We start from the raw sequence: 18,679 nt of genomic DNA on the forward strand, positions 1-18,679 counted from the left end.
TTAGTTCTCCTTTTCTGTTGTTGCTGCGGATTCGCCCGCCAGGTGTCCCGTGGACCAGGCTATCTGCAGATTAAAGCCGCCGGTCTGAGCATCAACATCTATCACTTCACCAGCAAAATAGAGCCTCTTTATCTTTTTGGACTCCATCGTCGAAGGATTTATCTCGTTCACGGCAACGCCGCCACGCGTGATTATGGCTTCGGGGAAACCGCGAAGTCCCTCAACTTCCATCCTGAGATTCTTGATCAGCGATACAAAAGAAAGTCTCTCTCCTCTTGTTATCGAGTTGACCTGTTTCTCGGGATCTATGCCCGACAATCTTATCATAACAGGTATCATCTTTGAAGGAAAAAGTGAATTCAGGCAGTTTTTAAATTGTCTGTTCTTACCATTTTCAAACTCTCTTTGTATTCTTTTATCCAGTTGTTCTTCAGTAAGTGCCGGCTTAAGATCGAGATGAATCACATAAGAATACTTCTCTCCCTTTTTGTCAGCCTCCTCGTAATAACAGCTGGATGTAAGGATCAGCGGTCCGCTTACGCCAAAGTGCGTAAACAGCATCTCTCCGAATCCGTCATAAACATACTTCTTTTTCTTTCCGGGACCGGACGCAGGAATCTGCTCCAGTTTTATCGCAACATTTTTAAGAGAAAGTCCCTGAAGCTCAGCGCACCACTCTTCCTTGATGTTATAAGGAACAAGTGACGGTGTGGTCTTCGTTACCTTTAATCCCAACTCTTTTGCGAATTTAAGGCCATCTCCGGTAGATCCGGTAGACGGATAGGACAAGCCACCGGTACACACTATTACAGCATCAAATTCACTTATACCGGAATCCTCGGAAACTACGCCCTTTACATGGCCATCTTCTCCGACCTGAATCCACCTGACCTCGTCCTGATATCTGATATCCACTTTGTTTTTCTTAAGGATTCTAACGAGTGTGCTTATTATGTCTGAGGAGTGATCCGACACAGGAAATACCCTGTCGCCGCGCTCCGTCTTAAGCTTACAGCCGTTATCCTGAAAAAGGCGCATTACCGCTTCGTTGTCAAAGCCGTATAGTGCGCTGTACAAAAATTTTGAACCATGTGGTATTTTATCAAAATATTCAGATATATCGCAGGCATTTGTTACATTACACCTGCCCTTACCGGTTATATAAATCTTCTTGCCTGGCTTTTCATTTTTTTCAAAAATAGTGACGGCTGCTCCGCTATTCGCCGCGGAAATAGCCGCCATCATTCCGGCTGCACCGCAGCCAATTACAGCAACCTGCTTCATAAAACTCCAATTACTCCAAAATCAGGAAAGTCTGAATGCCTCATATGCTGACTCAAGCATTGAAACAGACTCAGCCTCTTCAAGGTCAAAATCCCCGGTTACAGCCATGCAGCCTGCGCCGTGGATAAACACCCACATCTTCATGAAAAGCTGCTCCGCATCCGGAACACCCTGATCCTTAGCCTTTGAAACCTCTCTTACAACATTGTCATCAGAACCGTTGACAATATCATACATGCTACGTCCCTCAAGCGCATTCGCAGTAATAAACAGAAGCTTAAAAAGATTCGGGTACTTCTGCGCAAAGGTGATATAGCTAAGTCCAAGATCAATGAAGGGCGTATCATGGTTATTACCGGTTTCCCTGCAATGCTTCTCGAAGGTATCTACCGCCTTGGCGATGACATCCTTTTTAAGTTCATCCATATTCTCATATATTCTGAAAATAGGCTGTGTTGAACATCCTGCAGCTGCGGCAAGACGTCTTGACGTGATCTGATCAAAGCCCTCTTTCTTAGTGATTTTAAATGCAGCATTTACTATTTCTTCCTGCGTAATCGTGGCTTTTCTTGACATAGGATTCCCCTCCGTTTAAGCATATTGTTAATCGTATCATGTGTTATTATTTTAGTGTTTTGAAATTCTCATGTCAATCGGGAACTCTGTAAAGTCTTAGAACAAATTGAAAGAAACTTTCATTTTTTTTCAGATAAAAAGAAAGTTATTTTCAGACAATAATATAAGTTGTCAGAATATTGCAAAAGTGGTATAATCAATATAGGTATTTATGTGCAGTTATCTGCACGCTTGGGGAGACTGGAGGGTTACTATGGAAGATTTAAGTATTTCAATGGTCAGAACCGGCACAGAAGCTATACGCCCCACTCAGACAGCGGATACCACCAGTAAGGCTGCGGAAACCCTGAAAGAGCAAAATAAAGATGACAGTTCGAGAAAAGAACGGATCCAAGAGGTTCTTAAGGATGTTATAGCTGTATCCAAGGATGGTGATACTGCACAGGCAAGTAAAATCTCCCAGGATAAACTGAAAGAGACCGAAGAGATCGGCGATGTCAAGGAGCTCAAAACCAAACAGGACGCAGGGCCTTCTCCTGCTGAGCGCGCTATTGAAGATGCTGAGAAGGCAAAAGCTCAAATTGAAGAGGCTCACAAAAAAGCTGAAGCTGCAGAAAAGAAAGAGAATCCTTTCAACAAAATAAAGAAAGAGAATCCCTTTAATGCAGAAAAGAAGGAAAATCCTTTTAACGAGCAGAATAAGGCTCCTGAGTTAAGCAAGGTTCACGCAAATCAGCCTACTGTTAATACTAAGAACGCCAATGCTCGTTCCTTTGATTCCTACACTGACGCACAGCTTCGCCAGATGTATATAAAGGGCGATATCTCGCGTTATGATTATGATCACGAGATTACCACCCGCGAAGAATCCGGCAATAACAAAAATGCTGAAATACGGGAGGAAAAGGTATTTCAAGAGGGTATCGTAAGAGCCATAGATAACGAGGAAAAGACTGAACGAAGCAGCGCAAATATTGAGCGGGCTTTTGATGAGGAAGCTAATGATAATATGAAAGCCGAACAGCGAATGGCTATGGTTGATGCAGCAGAGCTGACAGGCTAAGCCGGCAGATAAGAATTAAATAACACGAACTTTTTCATAGAAAGAGAGCGCGTACATCGACTGACACTGGATGTGCGCGCTCTCTTTATTATCTGTTTTATAAACTATTACTGGAAGTTGGTAATAAGTGCAATTATTCTAACTGCAAACATTACAAATACAATCCACATAACAGGTGATACGTCCTTAGCCTTGCCAATGAGAAGCTTAACGATAACCCATGCAAGAACTGCGAACATGATACCGGTTGCTATTGAATATGAAAGCGGCATCATAACAAGTGCAAGGTAAGCGCCAAGAGTATCTGCGATATCACCGTCAAAGTTAATATTCTTAGTGCTGGCAACCATAAGCATTCCAACATATACAAGTGCGGGAGCAGTTGCAAATGAAGGGATAGCAAGGAAAATAGGGCTAAGTACAAGTGATACAACAAACATGATACCTGTCGTAAGAGCTGTAAGACCTGTACGTCCGCCTGCAGCAACACCGGCACCTGACTCAACAAAGCTTGTTACTGTTGAAGTACCAAGGCATGCACCAACTGTTGTACCGATAGCATCTGACATGAATACGCTTCCAACCTTGGGAAGGTTTCCGTCCTCATCAAGGAGGTTAGCCTTATCTGCAACACCTACTACTGTTCCTACTGTGTCAAAGATATCAACATAAAGGAAACTGAATACTATAGCAATAAACTCAACAAAATGAGCTGCAGCCCATCCGAAGTTAAACTTGAATGCTGTATCTGCAATTCCGCCGAGCTGAAGTCCTGCTGAAAAATCAGGGAATACATTAGTTGCTGTATACCAGCCTGTAGCCTGTGCAACCATTCCGAGAACCCATGTAGCAATGATTCCGATAAGAACAGAACCTGTAACATGGAAATGCTCGAGTACGATAATTATGATAATACCAATCAGGCAAAGAACAACGTCTGCATCAGCAAAGCTACCGAGTGCTACTGTAGTAGATTCACTGGGAACGATAACGTTGGCTCCTCTAAGTCCGATAAATGCGATGAAAAGACCGATACCTGCAGAAATACCGAACTTAAGGTTCTGCGGTATACTGTTGATGATCTGCTCACGAATCTTAACAAGTGACATAAGAAGGAAAATGATACCTTCTATAAATACAGCTGTTAAGCAGATCTTGAATGCATTCTCACCCTCTGCTGCAAGCTCACCAAGGCAAACAGTGTAAGCAAAGTAAGCATTAAGTCCAAGTCCTGCTGAAAGCGCTATAGGATAATTGGCCATGAATGCCATACAGAATGTAGCAATTGCTGATGCAATAGCTGTAGCTACAAAAACACCGCTCGGATTCATTACAGTTCCAAGAATACTGGGGTTAACGGCGAGAATGTACGCCATTGAAAGGAACGTGGTTAAACCGGCAATAATCTCGGTTTTCACCGTAGTATTGTGTTCCTTGAGATGAAAAACTTTCTCCAACATGTTACTCTCCTCCTTTTGCGGGTAGACCGCTGTGCATGAACACATAAGATAAAAAACCTTTTAAAATATATCATAATTCAGTAGCATCAACAATATGAAATAACCACGGAAAAAATTGATTTTTACATCCTTTTTGCACAAAAAAGTCCCGTCATCAAATACTTGTGATTGATGACGGGATTTCCCTATTCCATAAAAATTTATCAATTAAGACTTGAAGAATTTCATCTCTTCATTGAGCTGTTCCGCTATAGCCTTCAAGCTGTCGGCTGAGCCTGCAAGCGTTGTTACCGTAGCTGAAAGCTCCTGCATGGAAGCTCCGGTCTCCTCCGAAGATGCAGCATTTTCTTCTGAAATTGCGGAAAGTGCACTCATGGTGTCAACCACAGCATTCTTAGAGGACTCGCAGGTATCCGCGCCTTGAGAAATAAGCTGTACACCTCCAACAGTACTTCCGATATCCTCAAGCATTCCGTTAACAGCATCAAGGGTTTCTCCGATGGCAATCTGCTGTTCATTGTTACCCTGCTTAACATCCTCTGCAGCGGCAACGGCTGCTTTACTCTGTTCAAGAAGTGTACCCATCTCCTTCATGATGTCATCAGCCATCTGCTTGGAATCATCTGCAAGCTTACCGATTTCCTCAGCAACAACCGCAAAGCCTTTTCCTGCTTCGCCTGCCCTTGCTGCCTCAATAGAAGCATTGAGAGAAAGAAGGTTTGTCTGAGTAGCGATGGATGTGATACCCTCAACCTTTTCACTGATATTGTCTACAGCTTCCTGTGTTGCCTGAATCGTTCTTGCAATGTCATCAATCTTGGCTGTCATCTCAGCAGAAGAATCCTGAAGGGATGTAAGTGATTTGCTTGAAACTTCGGATGCTTCCTTCATCTTTCCGGCAAGTCCGGAGAGGTTTCCTGTTGATGTCTGTACATCTCCGACAGCATCTCCGATAAGGCCTACATTTTCAGATGCACTCTGAATCTCATCAGCCTGCTGCGTAGCACCGGATGCAATCTCCTGCACCGCATTTGATACATCCTCTGCCGTCTGCGAAATCTGGTTAGCCATGTCGGAAAGCTCTTCCGAAGAAGATCCGACATTTGCTGCAGATTCTTTAATATGTGAAACTATTTCATCAAGGGTATGTATAACAGAATTAGTATTTCTGGATATCTGTCCAAACTCATCTTTTCTGTCAGCTTCTTTTCCAACCTTTTCAAAACGTCCGTCAGCAAGCGCGGAAAGAGATTTCCCGACTGCTAAAATCGGTTTTGTAAAGCTATTAGCCATTACGAAAGATACAATAATCACGATTACCAGCAGCACCAGGCCTACAATTATAGTAATAGTAGCTGATTTTCTTGCAGATGCAAGCACCTTCTTCTCATTGCTTGCTGCGCAGACTCTAAACTGTGATTGGGGTTCTTTTACATATGCGACATAAGCATCATAGCCCTTGCCTGTATCCACAAAGTAGAAGCCTTCGTCCTTGCCCGAAACCATAAACTCTGATTGAGCTCTGCTCTCCTCTTCATGCTCGCCTTCACCGATTTTATACTGTGAATGTGCCGCTACAAGGCCTTCTCTATCTACAAGGAAGGCATCCTCTGCTTCATTTGCCAGAAGTTCATGGAAATTATTAAGGTCATAGTTCCTGTGAACAATACCTATAGCCTTACCATCAAACATAATAGGCGCAGCAAAAGTCAGCATACGTCTTCCGTTCTTCTTACTGATCTGAACGTTAGAAACATATACGGTTCCTTCCATCGCCTTCTGGAAGTACTCTCTGTCAGAAACATCGATACAATCTCCGGATGTTCGAGCAATCTGCATTCCTGTCGCATCTGTAATTGCAGTAGTATCTCCATCATTCAGGATAGTGTCACACTCCGAAAGAGTATTTATAATTGCATCCAGCGGAATATCTCCCTCCTTGGCAACAAAATTGACCACGGTAGGACTTCCGGCTATACTCCTTATCATGTTCATATTCGTATCAAGCACAGTAACAAACGACTGCTCCAGATACCATGCCTCCCATTCCAGGGAATCCTGAGCATCAGCAAGAGCTTTATCCGTAGATGTCTTATAGCTCACGATTACAGCTATCAAAAGAGGTATCGCAGCAGCCAGTATCATTATACAAATCAGTTTGGTCTTGATACTGTCCTTAAAGCTAACTCTTTCAGTGCTTCCGCGAGCATTTTCATTCTTTGCCATAACACGCCTCCATGATGAAATAAATCATTTGAAAGGAAATAGTTTCTCATCAAAAATTATACAACTTAAGCGTGCCTTAAAAAGTGAATTTGTGAACATTTAATCGTTTTTTAATATCAAGTTTATATATAAAAAACCTGCCACCATGAATGCTTTTCATAGTGCCAGGTTTCTTTTAACAGTTAACGATTTTTCCAAAATCAGGCTTAAGAGATGCACCTCCCACAAGACCTCCGTCAATGTCAGGCTGCGAAAACAGCTCTTTGGCATTAGCCGCATTTACAGAGCCGCCGTACTGGATGCGAACTCTCTCCGCTGTGCCTTCACTATAGATTTCAGCAATGCACTCACGTATAGCCTTGCATACCTCCTCTGCCTGTGCCGATGTGGCAGTTTCACCTGTGCCTATGGCCCAGATAGGTTCATATGCAATAACCATCTCTTCCACATCTGAAGCAGGAACTCCTGCAAGATCAGACTTTATCTGCATTCTGATGAAATCGAGTGTGATGCCTTTATTCCTCTGCTCCAGTGTTTCTCCGCAGCACAGGATAGGTGTAAGGCCGTGTTCAAAAGCCTTCTTCACCTTTTTATTAAGTACCTCATCTGTCTCGTGGTTATATTCACGCCTTTCCGAGTGACCGAGAATAACGTATTTCACACCAGCATCCGTAAGCATTCCCGGTGCTATTTCGCCTGTATAAGCGCCATTCTCCTCAAAGTGCATATTCTGTGCACCTATTTCTATATTTGTTCCCCTTGTGGCTGTCATTGCAGGGATAATATCAATAGCAGGCACACATAAAACGACGTCAACCTCTGTATTGTCAACCAGCGGACGAAGCTTTGCAATAAAAGCAGTCGTCTCTGCCGGTGTCATATTCATCTTCCAATTTCCGGCTACTATTCTTTTTCTAGACATTACAAATACTCCATATAAAAATGAGTTCAGTTGATGAAGCCAACTGAACTCATCTCTTATTTTAATATATATTATGCGTTAACAATCTTACCAAAGTCGGGCTTAAGTGAAGCACCACCGATAAGACCGCCATCGATGTTGGGCTTTGAAAGAAGCTCAGCAGCGTTGCCTGCATTCATTGATCCGCCGTACTGGATACGAACTTCATCAGCTGTAGCCTGATCGTAAAGCTTAGCAACAAGCTCACGGATAAATGCACAAACTTCTTCAGCCTGGTCAGCAGTTGCTGTCTCGCCAGTTCCGATAGCCCAGATAGGCTCGTAAGCGATAACAAGCTTCTTAACCTGATCAGCTGTTACACCGCTAAGATCCCATGTAATCTGTCTCTCGATCCACTCCTTGTAAGTACCGGCCTTACGAAGTGCAAGTGACTCACCGCAGCAAAGGATAGGTGTAAGACCTGCAGCAAATGCCTTCTTAACCTTAGCATTGATAAGAATATCATTCTCGCCGAAGATGTCTCTTCTCTCGGAATGTCCCATGATAACATACTTAACGCCTGCATCTACGAGCATGGGTGCGGAAATCTCACCTGTGAAAGCACCCTTATCCTCGATGTAGAAGTTCTCAGCACCAACATTAACGTTTGTACCCTTAACAGCCTCTACTACAGGAACGATATCAATTGCAGGAACGCAGTAAACTACGTCTACATCATCATTTTTAACTAAATCTTTAAGCTCAGCAACAAGCTTTACAGCTTCAGAAGGTGTCATGTTCATCTTCCAGTTGCCGGCAATGATTCTTCTACGTGCCATTTTAAAAAGTCTCCTTCTTTACTTATTATCTGCAGCAACAACACCGGGAAGCTCCTTACCCTCAAGGAACTCAAGTGAAGCACCGCCACCTGTTGAGATGTGGCTCATCTTGTCAGCAAAACCAAGCTGGTTAACAGCTGCTGCACTATCACCACCACCGATGATTGTTGTAGCATCTGTCTCTGCAAGAGCCTTAGCAACAGCCTTTGTACCTTCAGCAAGTACAGGGTTCTCGAATACACCCATAGGTCCGTTCCAAACAACAGTCTTTGCACTCTTTACAGCATCTGCGAAAAGATCTCTTGTCTTCACACCGATATCAAGACCTTCCTTGTCAGAAGGAATTGCGTTGGACTCAACGATTGCTGTCTCGATATTAGGATTGTCGATAGGATCCGGGAATCCGCCTGATACAACTGTATCAACAGGAAGAAGAAGCTTCTTGCCGTTCTTCTCAGCCTTCTCCATCATTTCCTTACAATAATCAATCTTCTCGTTATCTACGAGTGAAAGACCTACTTCATATCCCTTAGCTTTAAGGAATGTGTAAGCCATACCACCACCGATGATAAGTGTATCGCACTTCTCAAGGAGGTTATTGATAACATTAAGCTTATCAGCAACCTTAGCGCCGCCAAGGATTGCTACGAAAGGACGAACCGGATTCTCAACGGCGTTGCCGAGGAAGTCGATCTCCTTCTGCATAAGGTAACCAACTGCGCAGTTGCCGCCCTTCTCACGAACATACTTTGTAACAACAGCTACAGAAGCATGTGCTCTGTGAGCAGAACCGAAAGCATCACATACATAATCGTCACAGAGATCTGCAAGCTCTTTTGCGAAAGCTTCGCCTGCATCTGAAGGCTTTGTCTCTTCCTTGCCACGGAAACGTGTATTCTGAAGAAGAACTACATCGCCCTCGCCCATAGCCTCTACTGCAGCAGTTGCGTCTGCACCTGTTACGTTGTAGTCAGCGATGAACTTAACGTCCTTGCCAAGCTTAGCAGAAAGGCTCTTAGCTACAGGAGCAAGAGACTCACCCTCGTTGGGGCCATTCTTAACCTTACCAAGATGTGAGCAAAGGATTACCTTGCCGCCATCTGCGATAAGCTTCTTGATTGTAGGAAGTGCAGCGTTGATACGTGTCTCGTCTGTGATCTCACCATTCTTGAGCGGTACGTTGAAGTCACAACGAACAAGTACTCTTCTGCCCTTTGCGCTGAAATCATCAACAGATTTCTTATTAAGTGCCATTATAATAGCCTCCTTGTATTAAAAATTTAAGGCCCGGTCCTTTCGGACCGGACCTTTTCTTAATCAGTTCTTACTTAACGAATTTTTCAAAATACTTGATTGTACGAACCATCTGAGATGTGTAAGAGTTCTCGTTGTCATACCATGAAACAACCTGAACTTCATAGAGGTCGTCACCAATCTTTGTAACCATTGTCTGAGTTGCATCGAAGAGTGAACCATATGTCATTCCAACGATATCAGAAGATACGATCTCATCCTCGTTGTAACCGAATGTCTCAGGATCAGAAGCCTTCTTCATAGCCTCGTTGATGCTCTCCTTAGTAACTTCTGTGCTGCTCTTAACTACAGCAAAAAGAAGTGTTGTGGAACCTGTCGGAACCGGTACTCTCTGAGCAGCGCCGATGAGCTTGCCGTTGAGTTCAGGAATAACAAGGCCGATAGCCTTTGCAGCACCTGTGCTGTTAGGAACGATGTTAACAGCGCCTGCACGAGCTCTTCTAAGGTCACCCTTTCTCTGAGGTCCGTCAAGGATCATCTGATCACCTGTGTAAGCATGAATTGTTGCCATGATACCGGACTGGATAGGTGCATAGTCGTTAAGAGCCTTAGCCATAGGTGCAAGGCAGTTTGTTGTACAAGAAGCTGCAGAGATGATGTTGTCATCTGCTGTAAGTGTCTCGTGGTTAACGTTATATACAATTGTAGGAAGATCATTTCCTGCAGGAGCAGAAATAACAACCTTCTTTGCACCAGCGTTGATGTGTGCCTGAGCCTTGTCCTTAGATGTGTAGAAACCTGTACACTCAAGAACAACGTCTACACCGATCTTACCCCAAGGAAGGTTATTAGCATCAGCTTCCTTGTAAATTGTGATCTTCTTTCCGTTTACTGTGATGGAATCGTCATCGAAAGATACCTTATCAGCATACTTGTACTTACCCTGTGAAGAGTCATACTTAAGAAGGTGTGCAAGCATCTTGGGTGCTGTAAGATCGTTGATTGCTACGATCTCTGTTCCCTCGTGCTCAAACATCTGTCTGAATGCAAGACGACCGATACGGCCAAAACCATTGATTGCTACCTTTACTGCCATTTTAAGTCCTCCTAAAATGATATTAAAATTTATTTGCTGCTACTAATTCTTTACAACGTGATTGTCAAAAATTTGACAGCAAATTTATTTTATCTAACTTCTCTCAATTTTTCAAGTAATCTTTGGGCAAAAACACAGAATTATCAAAAATTTCCTTATATAGAATCAAAAATGTACGCATAATCGTTTTATCTGAACTCTTAATTGATAAAATTCTTTCTATACTCTAGAATATAGGATGTTTTTGAACAAAAAGATTTATGATTTACAAGGAGATCATTATGGGAGACACAGAAAACAACAATTTTTCAGGAATTAGAATGAAAACAATTATTATTGTAGTAATAATAGTTGGTTTACTTCTGGCATTCCTGATTCCGCTTATCGCATTTCTTTCGGTTAATCACATGAAAACCTCGGACAAGGTACTCAGCAGTACTCACGATTCCATGAAATGGGAAGCACATAATATTGAAGGCGAGTGGCAAAGGGTTATAGACGAGAATCTGGGATCCCTTGAGGCTGTTGCATTATCGCCTTCCACAATTTCTTATATGGAAGATACTGCCAATGCAGAACTTGCAGACAGTGAATTATCTTATCTGCAGAGTGTTGAATCTTCTCTTTCCGAGGATTCAAAAATCATTCTTACCGGCGCTGACGGCATGCAGCTCCTTAGTACAGAAGGCGACCTTAAGGATGTCTCTGAAAGAGATTATTTCGCAAAAGCCATAAGCGGAGAAAATGCCATATCCGATGTCATTGTTTCAAAATCAACAGGTGCTCTATTAGTAACCTTTGCCGTTCCGGTCAAATCCGAAAGCGGTGATATCCTGGGTATCGTTCAGAGAAACTATGATCTTTTCAATTTTCATAAGATCCTGGCAGACCAGAATGATCACGCATTTCTTGTGGACAGCTCGGGAATGCTTGCAGCTCATTCCCAATTTGCAGCAAACGGTGACTCAGTCAAAGATTTGAGCCACGAGCTCTTCATGACTCAGGAAACAGGGGAAGGTCTTTACAGAGCCAATAACGGACAGGGCACCTGGTATAATCTCTATCATTTAAGAAACGAAGCTTCAGACTGGACCATTTGTGTAGTAAAAGAAGAAGAAAAATAATGAATTCATAACGGAGAAAAAAACAAACATGTCAAAACAATTACCGGCAGATTTTCATATGCACACACACCACTCGGGAGACTGCGACTCTCCCATGGAGGCTGTCATTGAACAAGCCATCAGGAAGAAATTACCCGCAATATGTATTACAGAGCACATGGACATGGACTATCCCGATGTTCCGGACGGAATAACGGATCAGTTCGTAGTCGATACGGATGCCTATTACAAAGAGTACACTTCTATTAAAGATTATTATGCCGATACCATTGATATTTATTTCGGAATCGAGCTGGGAATGCAGCCGCAGGTTGTGGATGCAAACCTCGAATATGCAAAAAAATATCCCTTCGACTTTATCATAGGTTCCAATCACGTATGCCACGGAAAAGATCCCTACTTTGCTTCTTTCTATGAGGGACGTACCGAAAAGGAAGCCTTTACTGACTTTTTCGAATCAACTCTCGAGAACATTAACTTATTCGACGATTTTGACGTCCTCGGTCATCTGGACTACCTTGTGCGCTACGCTCCTAATCTGAATAAGAACTACACCTACAAGGATTATTCCGATGTCATCGATGAGATACTGAAGACTCTTATTGCAAAAGGAAAGGGACTTGATGTAAACACCAAGTCCCTTTATACAGAGCCTACTTTGGGTGATCCCAATCCCTCACGCGAAGTGCTCGCCCGCTACAAAGAGCTGGGCGGCGAGATCATTACTTTCGGTTCCGATGCGCACAAGCCCGAGAATGTCGGTCTTGGCTTCGAAACCGCTGTAGAAATCGCCAAAGCCTGCGGATTCAGGTATTACACACTGTTCGCCAAACGTAAGGGCACGTTTATTAAGCTTTGATCATAAGGAAGTTCTGCTCTCGCTTTGCTCGCCAGAACTAAGTGCGCACCAGCAGCTCGAAATAACCTCGCTGGGTGCTTACTTAAAGAAAGCCATCTCTGCGTTGAGCTTCTCGGCAACTTCCTTAAGGGAGTCTGCTGAGGATGCCAGCGTTGTAACGGTTGCTGAAAGCTCCTGCATGGAAGCACCGGTCTCCTCGGAGGATGCGGCGTTCTCCTGCGAAATAGCGGACAGCGATGCCATAGCGTCGGCAACCACATTCTTTGCATCTACGCAGGTTCCTGCGTCAGTTTCAATACTCTTAACACTTACAACCGTTGATGAAATGTCTTCTATCATAGCATTTACGCTCTGAACTGTACTTCCGAGTACTGCCTGCTGCTCGTCGTTTTGTCTCTGAACCTCTGATGCCATAGCAACCGCTGACTGAGACTCTGACAGAAGAACATCCATCTCTCTTCTGATATCATCTGCCATAGTTCTGGAATCGTCGGCAAGCTTTCCGATTTCCTCAGCAACAACCGCAAAGCCTTTTCCTGCTTCGCCTGCTCTTGCTGCCTCGATGGAAGCATTAAGTGACAATAGGTTTGTCTGGGATGCAATGGATGCAATTCCCATAACCTTCTCATTGATGTTCTCAACTGCCTTACTGGTTGCACCAATCTTCTCGGTAATCTGAACGATACTCTCGCTCATGCTCTCGGAACTATGCTGCAGGTCTGCAAGACTCTGCGCAGATTCTGTGCTGACTTCCTGCATTCTGCCTGCAAGATTTGCAAGATCATCCGTGCTGGTCTGAACATTGCCGGTTGCTTCGCCGATACTGCCGACATTCTCTGTTACGCTCTGAATCTCGTCAGCCTGCTGCGTTGCACCTGATGCAATTTCCTGAACCGCATTGGATACATCGTCTGCTGTCTGCGAAATCTGATTAGCAGTATCCGCCAGTTCCTCAGACGAACTGTTCACGGATATCGTCGAATCCTTAATGCTTGTAACAATTGAACTCAGTTTATCAATAACCGCATTGGTGTTATTGATGATCTCACCAAATTCATCCTCTCTTTTTGTGAACTTAGTAATCCTATGAAACTCGCCTTCTGCAAGCTTACTAACGGAATCATTAACCTCTTTAAGCGGAAGTGTAAAGGAATTGGCCATCTTAAGTGAGATGAATATCGCAATGACAATCATAGCTAGTCCAAGCCCGATGATAATATTGCATGAATTATATGTAGGTGCCATTATCACATTGTATTGCGCTGCAGTTACAATAAGCCAACCGGTCTTGGGTTCCTTTTGGAAGGACATAACATACTTTATTCCATTGTTCGCTCCAATGATACTTCCGTTATCAGCAGACTGAGATTGCTTATAAAGATCAAAATCACTAAAATCAATAAGATTATTTGCATCAATCTCCATCGCGCAATGTCCGATAAGCTCGCCCGCTGAAGATAGTATGAAAGCCTCTTCACCCTTTGATGAATCAACATTTTCCGCAAGAAAAGAATTCAGATTATCAAGGCTATAACTTCTCATTATGGTTCCAATAACCTGCTGCCCCTGATCAAAAATAGGGGTAATAATGAAAATTGTAGCCTTTCCTGTAGTCTTGGAGACATATACTCCTGAAACAAAGGTATTGCCCTTAAGCGCATTCTGAAAGTAATCTCTGTCAGCGATATTCGTTAATTCTCCCGATGACCTTACAACCTGATTTCCGTCGGGAGCAGTAACTACAATCGAGTTATCTCCATCAAGCTTACTCTCCATATCCTGGAGCCAGGCCTGCATAGCCTCGTTATCACGCTGATCTTCAGGTGTTTGCATATAGCTGACCATATAAGGACTCGAAGCTGCTGTCTGAAGAACGCTGACCATCTGCTCAATGTGTTCCATATAAGCTTTCTCTATAACCTGAGCCTTCTTAACATTAATTGACTCAGCATCCTCTAAAGAGTTAGTCATTGAATTTCGATAGCTTACAACAACCGATACCAGTATCGGAATTATGCAGATAAGCAGCATAACACTGATAAGCTTCGGCTTTACGCTTTTTAATGAAAAGCCTTTCTTTTGTGCGCCTTGTTCCTTTTTTTCCTGTGCCATCTTAATTACCTCCGTTTTAAATATCCTTATCAACTGTCAGAAAACACTCTTCTGCCAGCTCGGTTTCCTTTTCATATAAAAGCTCTTTAAGCCTGAAAATCCAAAGACCTTTTGGAAATGACATGATCTCATCCTTCTTTACTCCGAGACGCAAAAGCCGCTTTCGCAGCTGCATGCACTCATCTATGTAAAGATAGATTGCCAGAGTCAAAATAATGATAAACATCAAAATAAAGACAAACAAAATAATCATAATCCCACCTCGCGTTCATTATACTAAATTCCATTTTGCAAATGTGTGATTTTCCGAATATTTTAGGCTAACTTTATCCTTAGTTTATGGTTAGAACATTTTTTTTGAATAACCTATACCTTATAATATTTAAGTAAGAAAATATGCCATTTTATGCCCACGGAGGAAGATTGGGGATGTCCAAAAAACCTGACCTTGTAAAGAAAATATGCATCACCAAAGCTGCATTTATGGCAGTTTTCATTTTGCTTGCAGCAATATACTTTTTCATCCTTATAACTAATCAGAATCTTCGCAGTTCCATCTTTGAGGACAAGGCTTATCTCGTATCTTTTATAGTTATATGGCTCTGTCTTCTGACAGGATTTCTTTGCGTTTTCCTGGATTTTATTCTTATGAAGAAAAACCGGAATATGCTTCGGGATCTGCGTGATCTGTCTTTTCTCGATAAACTCACGGGTCTCCCCAACAGATACAGTATCGACCGCATATCTCAGAAATACGACTCTCCCGAAAAGCTCCTGCACCTCGGGTGTGTCCTTATGGTACTGGATAACTTAAAAGAGATAAATGAAAAAAGCGGACGTGGAAGCGGTGACAAAATCATTTCCGATTTTTGTTCAATTCTTGAATCGGTTGGAACTCAGTATGGTCTTATTGGAAGAAACAGCGGTAATGAATTTTTGGTCGTAATCGAAAACTGTGACAGAACCGCCGTCGATCTTTTCCTGGGTGATCTCGGAAGAAGAATTCACAACAGGAATGCTCTTTCTCCGGAGAATCCCATAACGCTTTCATATTCAAGCGTCCTTGGGGACAGTGTAAATGCAGACCATTTTTATACTTTAATAACCTGTGCTTACAGGAATTTTACCGAAAACCCGAATGTTCTTACTTAAGGTGCAACAGATGATGTTAGGGAAGCGTTCTTCAAGAATACAACAGCTCGTTCTTGATATGTGGAACGACGACACAGAGGCTTTCACAGAGATCTACTGTCTCACCGTGGATGATACCTACAACTATTGCCGGCACATCCTTGGTGAAGACGACAGGAGTCTTGAGGCTGTGCGCGAAATATACTCCATTGTTGTAAAGAACATACTTAAGCTCAAAGATCCTTCCCTTTTTGATGCGTGGCTTCGCCGCATCGCTTTCGACGTATGTTATGACCGGGTCATGGCAGAAGGCCGCACCGATCTGTACTCACTGCTCCATCCGGAAGAGATTGAATCTTTATCATTTTTTGAGAGAGAGATTTTCTTCCTGCATGATTTTGTAGGACTATCAGATAAGGATATTGCAAACGCTCTTCATATAACAAAGCGCCATGTGGAAAAAAGCCTCACAAACTCAAGAGAACACATTTTAGAGCTAAGAAAACTAATACGCGCGTGATGACTATGGAATATGTAAAAGACAGGAAGAATAAATTTCATATGAGCGATAACGAGATTTCTTCCACTCTCCTTGAGGTATTGGAGTTATCCGGGAAGGCCGGTGCTTTTGCGGGAGAAAATCAGGAAAAGATTAAAGTATCAAGAGGCTTTATAAAAAGCGCTCCGGATTTTCTTTCCGTGAATATTTATGTGAGCCTCGCTATGCTTGTCATTATCACCCTGTCTCCGATTTTGCTGCTTGTTCTGCCGCACGGCATTGTCATTGACGCGGACAGACTGCTTGCCGCAAAAGCCATGGCTAACCGTGAGACCTATGATGTCTCGACACTTGTTAAGGGCACAAGGGACAATACCCCTGTGTGTCTAAAACCCAAGGCAGACGGCAAAGTCGTATACAAAAACGATGTTGCAAAGGTTGATGCAACAAACGCATCTGAGGGCTATGTGATAATACGCTATACCGGCGAATCGCCAAAGGTAAAGCTCAGAATAACCGGTCCCGATGAGGTTGTATACACCTATAACCTCACAACAGACGGCGGAAAGGACGAGGTTTTTCCTCTTCAGGCAGGGGATGGAAAATATCTCATCGCAGTCTATGAAAACCTGGTCGGAACACAGTATGTAACGGCATTTACTCAAAACATAGAGGTCACCCTTAATGACGAATTCCTGCCGTTTTTGTATCCGAATCAATATGTGAACTTTAATGAGGGCAATCAGGCGATAGCCTATAGCGAGTATTTATCCTACACGGCAAACGATGACCTGGATGTAGTTTCCGCAATATATAACGCCCTGATCAGCAGCATGTCCTATGACTACGAGGAGGCTGAAACCGTACAGAGCGGTTACCTTCCGGACATAGATGAAGTTCTGACCACCGGAAAAGGCATCTGTCTTGACTATGCCGTGCTAATGACATCAATGCTTAGATCCCAGAGGATACCCACCAGAATGGAGGTTGGGTACGCGGGAACCGCATACCATGCATGGATAAGTACTTATATAAAAGATGTGGGCTGGGTTAACGGAATGATTCAATTCGACGGCAAAAAATGGTCACTTATGGATCCGACTTTTGCATCCACAACAGAAACCACAAAACTGGCATCCTTTATCGGTGACGGTGAAAACTACCAGACTAAATACATTTATTAACTGAGGAAAACACTATGAATTCAATGGCTGAAAAAAAACTATCGGACTATGAGATATCCGTTTTCTGCAGGCAGATGGCAATGCTGATAAAAGCAGGTATTGCCCCGCTTGAAGGAATAGAAATCATGCTTCAGGATTTCAAATTTGAAGGGGATGATTCCACCCTTAAGACCATCTCACAAATTCTGAGTTCCGGTGAAAGATTTCACGTTGCCCTGCAGATGACCGGAGCTTTTCCAAGCTATGTGATACACATGGTAACCATCGGTGAAGAGTCCGGTAATCTGGATCTGGTAATGGATTCCCTTGCCGATTACTACGAGCAGGAAGATACCATACGCACAAATATAAGCAGCGCCATCTCCTATCCTCTCATAATGATAGGAATGATGATCGTTGTAATCATTGTTCTGATCACACAGGTGCTTCCCATTTTCGGTCAGGTATTCGCTCAGCTCGGAACCAGCATGAACAGCTTTTCGAGGTCGCTCTTGGCTGTAGGAAACGCGCTAAACCGCTACTCCATCGTGTTTATAGCTATCATGGTTATTTTTGCGGCCGGCTGTATCTTCTTCGTTAAAACTAAAAAGGGGCATGATATTTTCAGAACTATCGGCATGCACATTCCTCCGATAAGAAAGATTTACGGAGAGATTGCAACCGCCAGATTTGCAAATGGAATGGTACTTACTCTGTCAAGCGGAATGGACACCTATGAAGGACTCCGCCTTGTAAGTAAGCTGGTTGAATACAAGGACATGGTTGTAAAAATCGAGACATGCCGCTCACTTATCGCAGCGGGTGACAGCTTCCCGGAGGCTGTTAAGGAAGCCGGTATCTTCAACAAGTTTTACTCAAGGATGGTTGCCATCGGCTTCCAGTCCGGTTCAATGGATACAGTAATGCAGCAAATAGCCAGAAAGTATACGGATGAGACCCAGAGAAAAATGTACAATTTCATTTCTATCCTGGAGCCCACTCTCGTAATCATCCTTTCACTGATAGTAGGACTTATCCTTCTGTCGGTAATACTGCCGCTGATGGGAATCATGTCATCGATCGGGTAAACAT

At 43.2% G+C, this 18,679-nt stretch carries 17 protein-coding genes; 7 read left to right on the forward strand and 10 right to left on the reverse strand.

The features are described from left to right. Both BLR42_RS06940 and BLR42_RS06945 read right to left on the reverse strand, forming a co-directional pair. Nucleotides 1-1,284, reverse strand: a complete 1,284-nt coding sequence (locus BLR42_RS06940; RefSeq protein ID WP_091867776.1) for a BaiN/RdsA family NAD(P)/FAD-dependent oxidoreductase — start codon at nt 1,282-1,284, stop codon at nt 1-3. Between the two features lie 21 nt (nt 1,285-1,305). After that, a complete protein-coding gene (locus BLR42_RS06945) occupies nt 1,306-1,860 on the reverse strand; it encodes a TetR/AcrR family transcriptional regulator (RefSeq protein ID WP_091820479.1) in 555 nt (184 codons plus the stop codon). Nucleotides 1,861-2,113: 253 nt separating this feature from the next. Between BLR42_RS06945 and BLR42_RS06950 the strand changes: the two genes are divergently transcribed. After that, complete coding sequence (locus BLR42_RS06950) at nt 2,114-2,923, forward strand: hypothetical protein (RefSeq protein WP_091867781.1); 810 nt, start codon at nt 2,114-2,116, stop codon at nt 2,921-2,923. 107 nt (nt 2,924-3,030) lie between these two features. On the opposite strand, the gene BLR42_RS06955 is transcribed toward BLR42_RS06950, so the two are convergent. The 6 genes from BLR42_RS06955 to gap all read right to left on the reverse strand — a co-directional run bounded on the left by BLR42_RS06955 (nt 3,031) and on the right by gap (nt 10,699). Further along, nucleotides 3,031-4,380 carry an NCS2 family permease gene (locus BLR42_RS06955; RefSeq protein WP_091867814.1) on the reverse strand — a complete coding sequence of 450 codons (1,350 nt, stop codon included), beginning with the start codon at nt 4,378-4,380 and terminating at the stop codon, nt 3,031-3,033. 210 nt (nt 4,381-4,590) lie between these two features. Continuing rightward, the gene (locus tag BLR42_RS06960; RefSeq protein ID WP_091867783.1) at nt 4,591-6,609 is read right to left on the reverse strand and encodes a methyl-accepting chemotaxis protein; all 2,019 of its coding nucleotides are present in this window, start codon (nt 6,607-6,609) and stop codon (nt 4,591-4,593) included. A gap of 175 nt (nt 6,610-6,784) precedes the next feature. Next, a complete protein-coding gene (gene tpiA / locus BLR42_RS06965) occupies nt 6,785-7,531 on the reverse strand; it encodes a triose-phosphate isomerase (protein WP_091867785.1) in 747 nt (248 codons plus the stop codon). Between the two features lie 71 nt (nt 7,532-7,602). Then, nucleotides 7,603-8,349, reverse strand: coding sequence for a triose-phosphate isomerase (tpiA, locus tag BLR42_RS06970; protein ID WP_022761615.1), 747 nt, complete (start codon nt 8,347-8,349; stop codon nt 7,603-7,605). 18 nt (nt 8,350-8,367) lie between these two features. Beyond that, nucleotides 8,368-9,603 carry a phosphoglycerate kinase gene (gene pgk / locus BLR42_RS06975; RefSeq protein WP_022761616.1) on the reverse strand — a complete coding sequence of 412 codons (1,236 nt, stop codon included), beginning with the start codon at nt 9,601-9,603 and terminating at the stop codon, nt 8,368-8,370. A gap of 70 nt (nt 9,604-9,673) precedes the next feature. Then, nucleotides 9,674-10,699 carry a type I glyceraldehyde-3-phosphate dehydrogenase gene (gene gap / locus BLR42_RS06980; protein WP_022761617.1) on the reverse strand — a complete coding sequence of 342 codons (1,026 nt, stop codon included), beginning with the start codon at nt 10,697-10,699 and terminating at the stop codon, nt 9,674-9,676. Nucleotides 10,700-10,980: 281 nt separating this feature from the next. Here gap and BLR42_RS06985 point away from each other — a divergent pair, with 281 nt between their 5' ends. Both BLR42_RS06985 and BLR42_RS06990 read left to right on the forward strand, forming a co-directional pair. Further along, nucleotides 10,981-11,823 (forward strand): cache domain-containing protein, encoded by an 843-nt coding sequence (locus tag BLR42_RS06985; RefSeq protein WP_170832666.1) that lies wholly within the window; start codon nt 10,981-10,983, stop codon nt 11,821-11,823. A 28-nt stretch (nt 11,824-11,851) separates the two neighbouring features. Next, nucleotides 11,852-12,682, forward strand: a complete 831-nt coding sequence (locus BLR42_RS06990; RefSeq protein ID WP_091867789.1) for a histidinol-phosphatase HisJ family protein — start codon at nt 11,852-11,854, stop codon at nt 12,680-12,682. A gap of 78 nt (nt 12,683-12,760) precedes the next feature. Here BLR42_RS06990 and BLR42_RS06995 read toward each other — a convergent pair whose 3' ends face one another. Together BLR42_RS06995 and BLR42_RS07000 are read right to left on the reverse strand one after the other, a co-directional pair. Continuing rightward, nucleotides 12,761-14,794, reverse strand: a complete 2,034-nt coding sequence (locus BLR42_RS06995) for a methyl-accepting chemotaxis protein (protein ID WP_091867791.1) — start codon at nt 14,792-14,794, stop codon at nt 12,761-12,763. A 16-nt stretch (nt 14,795-14,810) separates the two neighbouring features. Then, complete coding sequence (locus BLR42_RS07000; RefSeq protein WP_022761621.1) at nt 14,811-15,047, reverse strand: hypothetical protein; 237 nt, start codon at nt 15,045-15,047, stop codon at nt 14,811-14,813. Between the two features lie 176 nt (nt 15,048-15,223). On the opposite strand from BLR42_RS07000, the gene BLR42_RS07005 reads away from it, so the two are divergent. The 4 genes from BLR42_RS07005 to BLR42_RS07020 are packed head-to-tail and all read left to right on the forward strand — an operon-like array spanning nt 15,224 to nt 18,675. Then, complete coding sequence (locus tag BLR42_RS07005; RefSeq protein WP_170832667.1) at nt 15,224-15,946, forward strand: GGDEF domain-containing protein; 723 nt, start codon at nt 15,224-15,226, stop codon at nt 15,944-15,946. A gap of 10 nt (nt 15,947-15,956) precedes the next feature. Beyond that, nucleotides 15,957-16,445 carry an RNA polymerase sigma factor gene (locus BLR42_RS07010; protein ID WP_139165119.1) on the forward strand — a complete coding sequence of 163 codons (489 nt, stop codon included), beginning with the start codon at nt 15,957-15,959 and terminating at the stop codon, nt 16,443-16,445. A 41-nt stretch (nt 16,446-16,486) separates the two neighbouring features. Next, nucleotides 16,487-17,608, forward strand: a complete 1,122-nt coding sequence (locus BLR42_RS07015) for a transglutaminase domain-containing protein (protein WP_242879240.1) — start codon at nt 16,487-16,489, stop codon at nt 17,606-17,608. Between the two features lie 14 nt (nt 17,609-17,622). Continuing rightward, entirely contained in the window at nt 17,623-18,675 is a 1,053-nt protein-coding gene (locus tag BLR42_RS07020) for a type II secretion system F family protein (RefSeq protein WP_242879242.1), read from the forward strand. The last annotated feature ends 4 nt before the right edge of the window (nt 18,676-18,679 follow it).

The sequence above is a fragment of the Butyrivibrio sp. INlla16 genome (assembly GCF_900104155.1).
GTDB lineage: Bacteria > Bacillota > Clostridia > Lachnospirales > Lachnospiraceae > Butyrivibrio.

What these genes read in the sequence shown, in the direction of transcription:
- BLR42_RS06940 (WP_091867776.1), bottom strand. Translation starts at nt 1,284, where the DNA reads ATGAAGCAGGTTGCTGTAATTGGCTGCGGTGCAGCCGGAATGATGGCG.
- BLR42_RS06945 (WP_091820479.1), bottom strand. Translation starts at nt 1,860, where the DNA reads ATGTCAAGAAAAGCCACGATTACGCAGGAAGAAATAGTAAATGCTGCA.
- BLR42_RS06950 (WP_091867781.1), top strand. Translation starts at nt 2,114, where the DNA reads ATGGAAGATTTAAGTATTTCAATGGTCAGAACCGGCACAGAAGCTATA.
- BLR42_RS06960 (WP_091867783.1), bottom strand. Translation starts at nt 6,609, where the DNA reads ATGGCAAAGAATGAAAATGCTCGCGGAAGCACTGAAAGAGTTAGCTTT.
- tpiA (WP_091867785.1), bottom strand. Translation starts at nt 7,531, where the DNA reads ATGTCTAGAAAAAGAATAGTAGCCGGAAATTGGAAGATGAATATGACA.
- tpiA (WP_022761615.1), bottom strand. Translation starts at nt 8,349, where the DNA reads ATGGCACGTAGAAGAATCATTGCCGGCAACTGGAAGATGAACATGACA.
- pgk (WP_022761616.1), bottom strand. Translation starts at nt 9,603, where the DNA reads ATGGCACTTAATAAGAAATCTGTTGATGATTTCAGCGCAAAGGGCAGA.
- gap (WP_022761617.1), bottom strand. Translation starts at nt 10,699, where the DNA reads ATGGCAGTAAAGGTAGCAATCAATGGTTTTGGCCGTATCGGTCGTCTT.
- BLR42_RS06985 (WP_170832666.1), top strand. Translation starts at nt 10,981, where the DNA reads ATGGGAGACACAGAAAACAACAATTTTTCAGGAATTAGAATGAAAACA.
- BLR42_RS06990 (WP_091867789.1), top strand. Translation starts at nt 11,852, where the DNA reads ATGTCAAAACAATTACCGGCAGATTTTCATATGCACACACACCACTCG.
- BLR42_RS06995 (WP_091867791.1), bottom strand. Translation starts at nt 14,794, where the DNA reads ATGGCACAGGAAAAAAAGGAACAAGGCGCACAAAAGAAAGGCTTTTCA.
- BLR42_RS07000 (WP_022761621.1), bottom strand. Translation starts at nt 15,047, where the DNA reads ATGATTATTTTGTTTGTCTTTATTTTGATGTTTATCATTATTTTGACT.
- BLR42_RS07005 (WP_170832667.1), top strand. Translation starts at nt 15,224, where the DNA reads ATGTCCAAAAAACCTGACCTTGTAAAGAAAATATGCATCACCAAAGCT.
- BLR42_RS07010 (WP_139165119.1), top strand. Translation starts at nt 15,957, where the DNA reads ATGATGTTAGGGAAGCGTTCTTCAAGAATACAACAGCTCGTTCTTGAT.
- BLR42_RS07015 (WP_242879240.1), top strand. Translation starts at nt 16,487, where the DNA reads ATGAGCGATAACGAGATTTCTTCCACTCTCCTTGAGGTATTGGAGTTA.
- BLR42_RS07020 (WP_242879242.1), top strand. Translation starts at nt 17,623, where the DNA reads ATGAATTCAATGGCTGAAAAAAAACTATCGGACTATGAGATATCCGTT.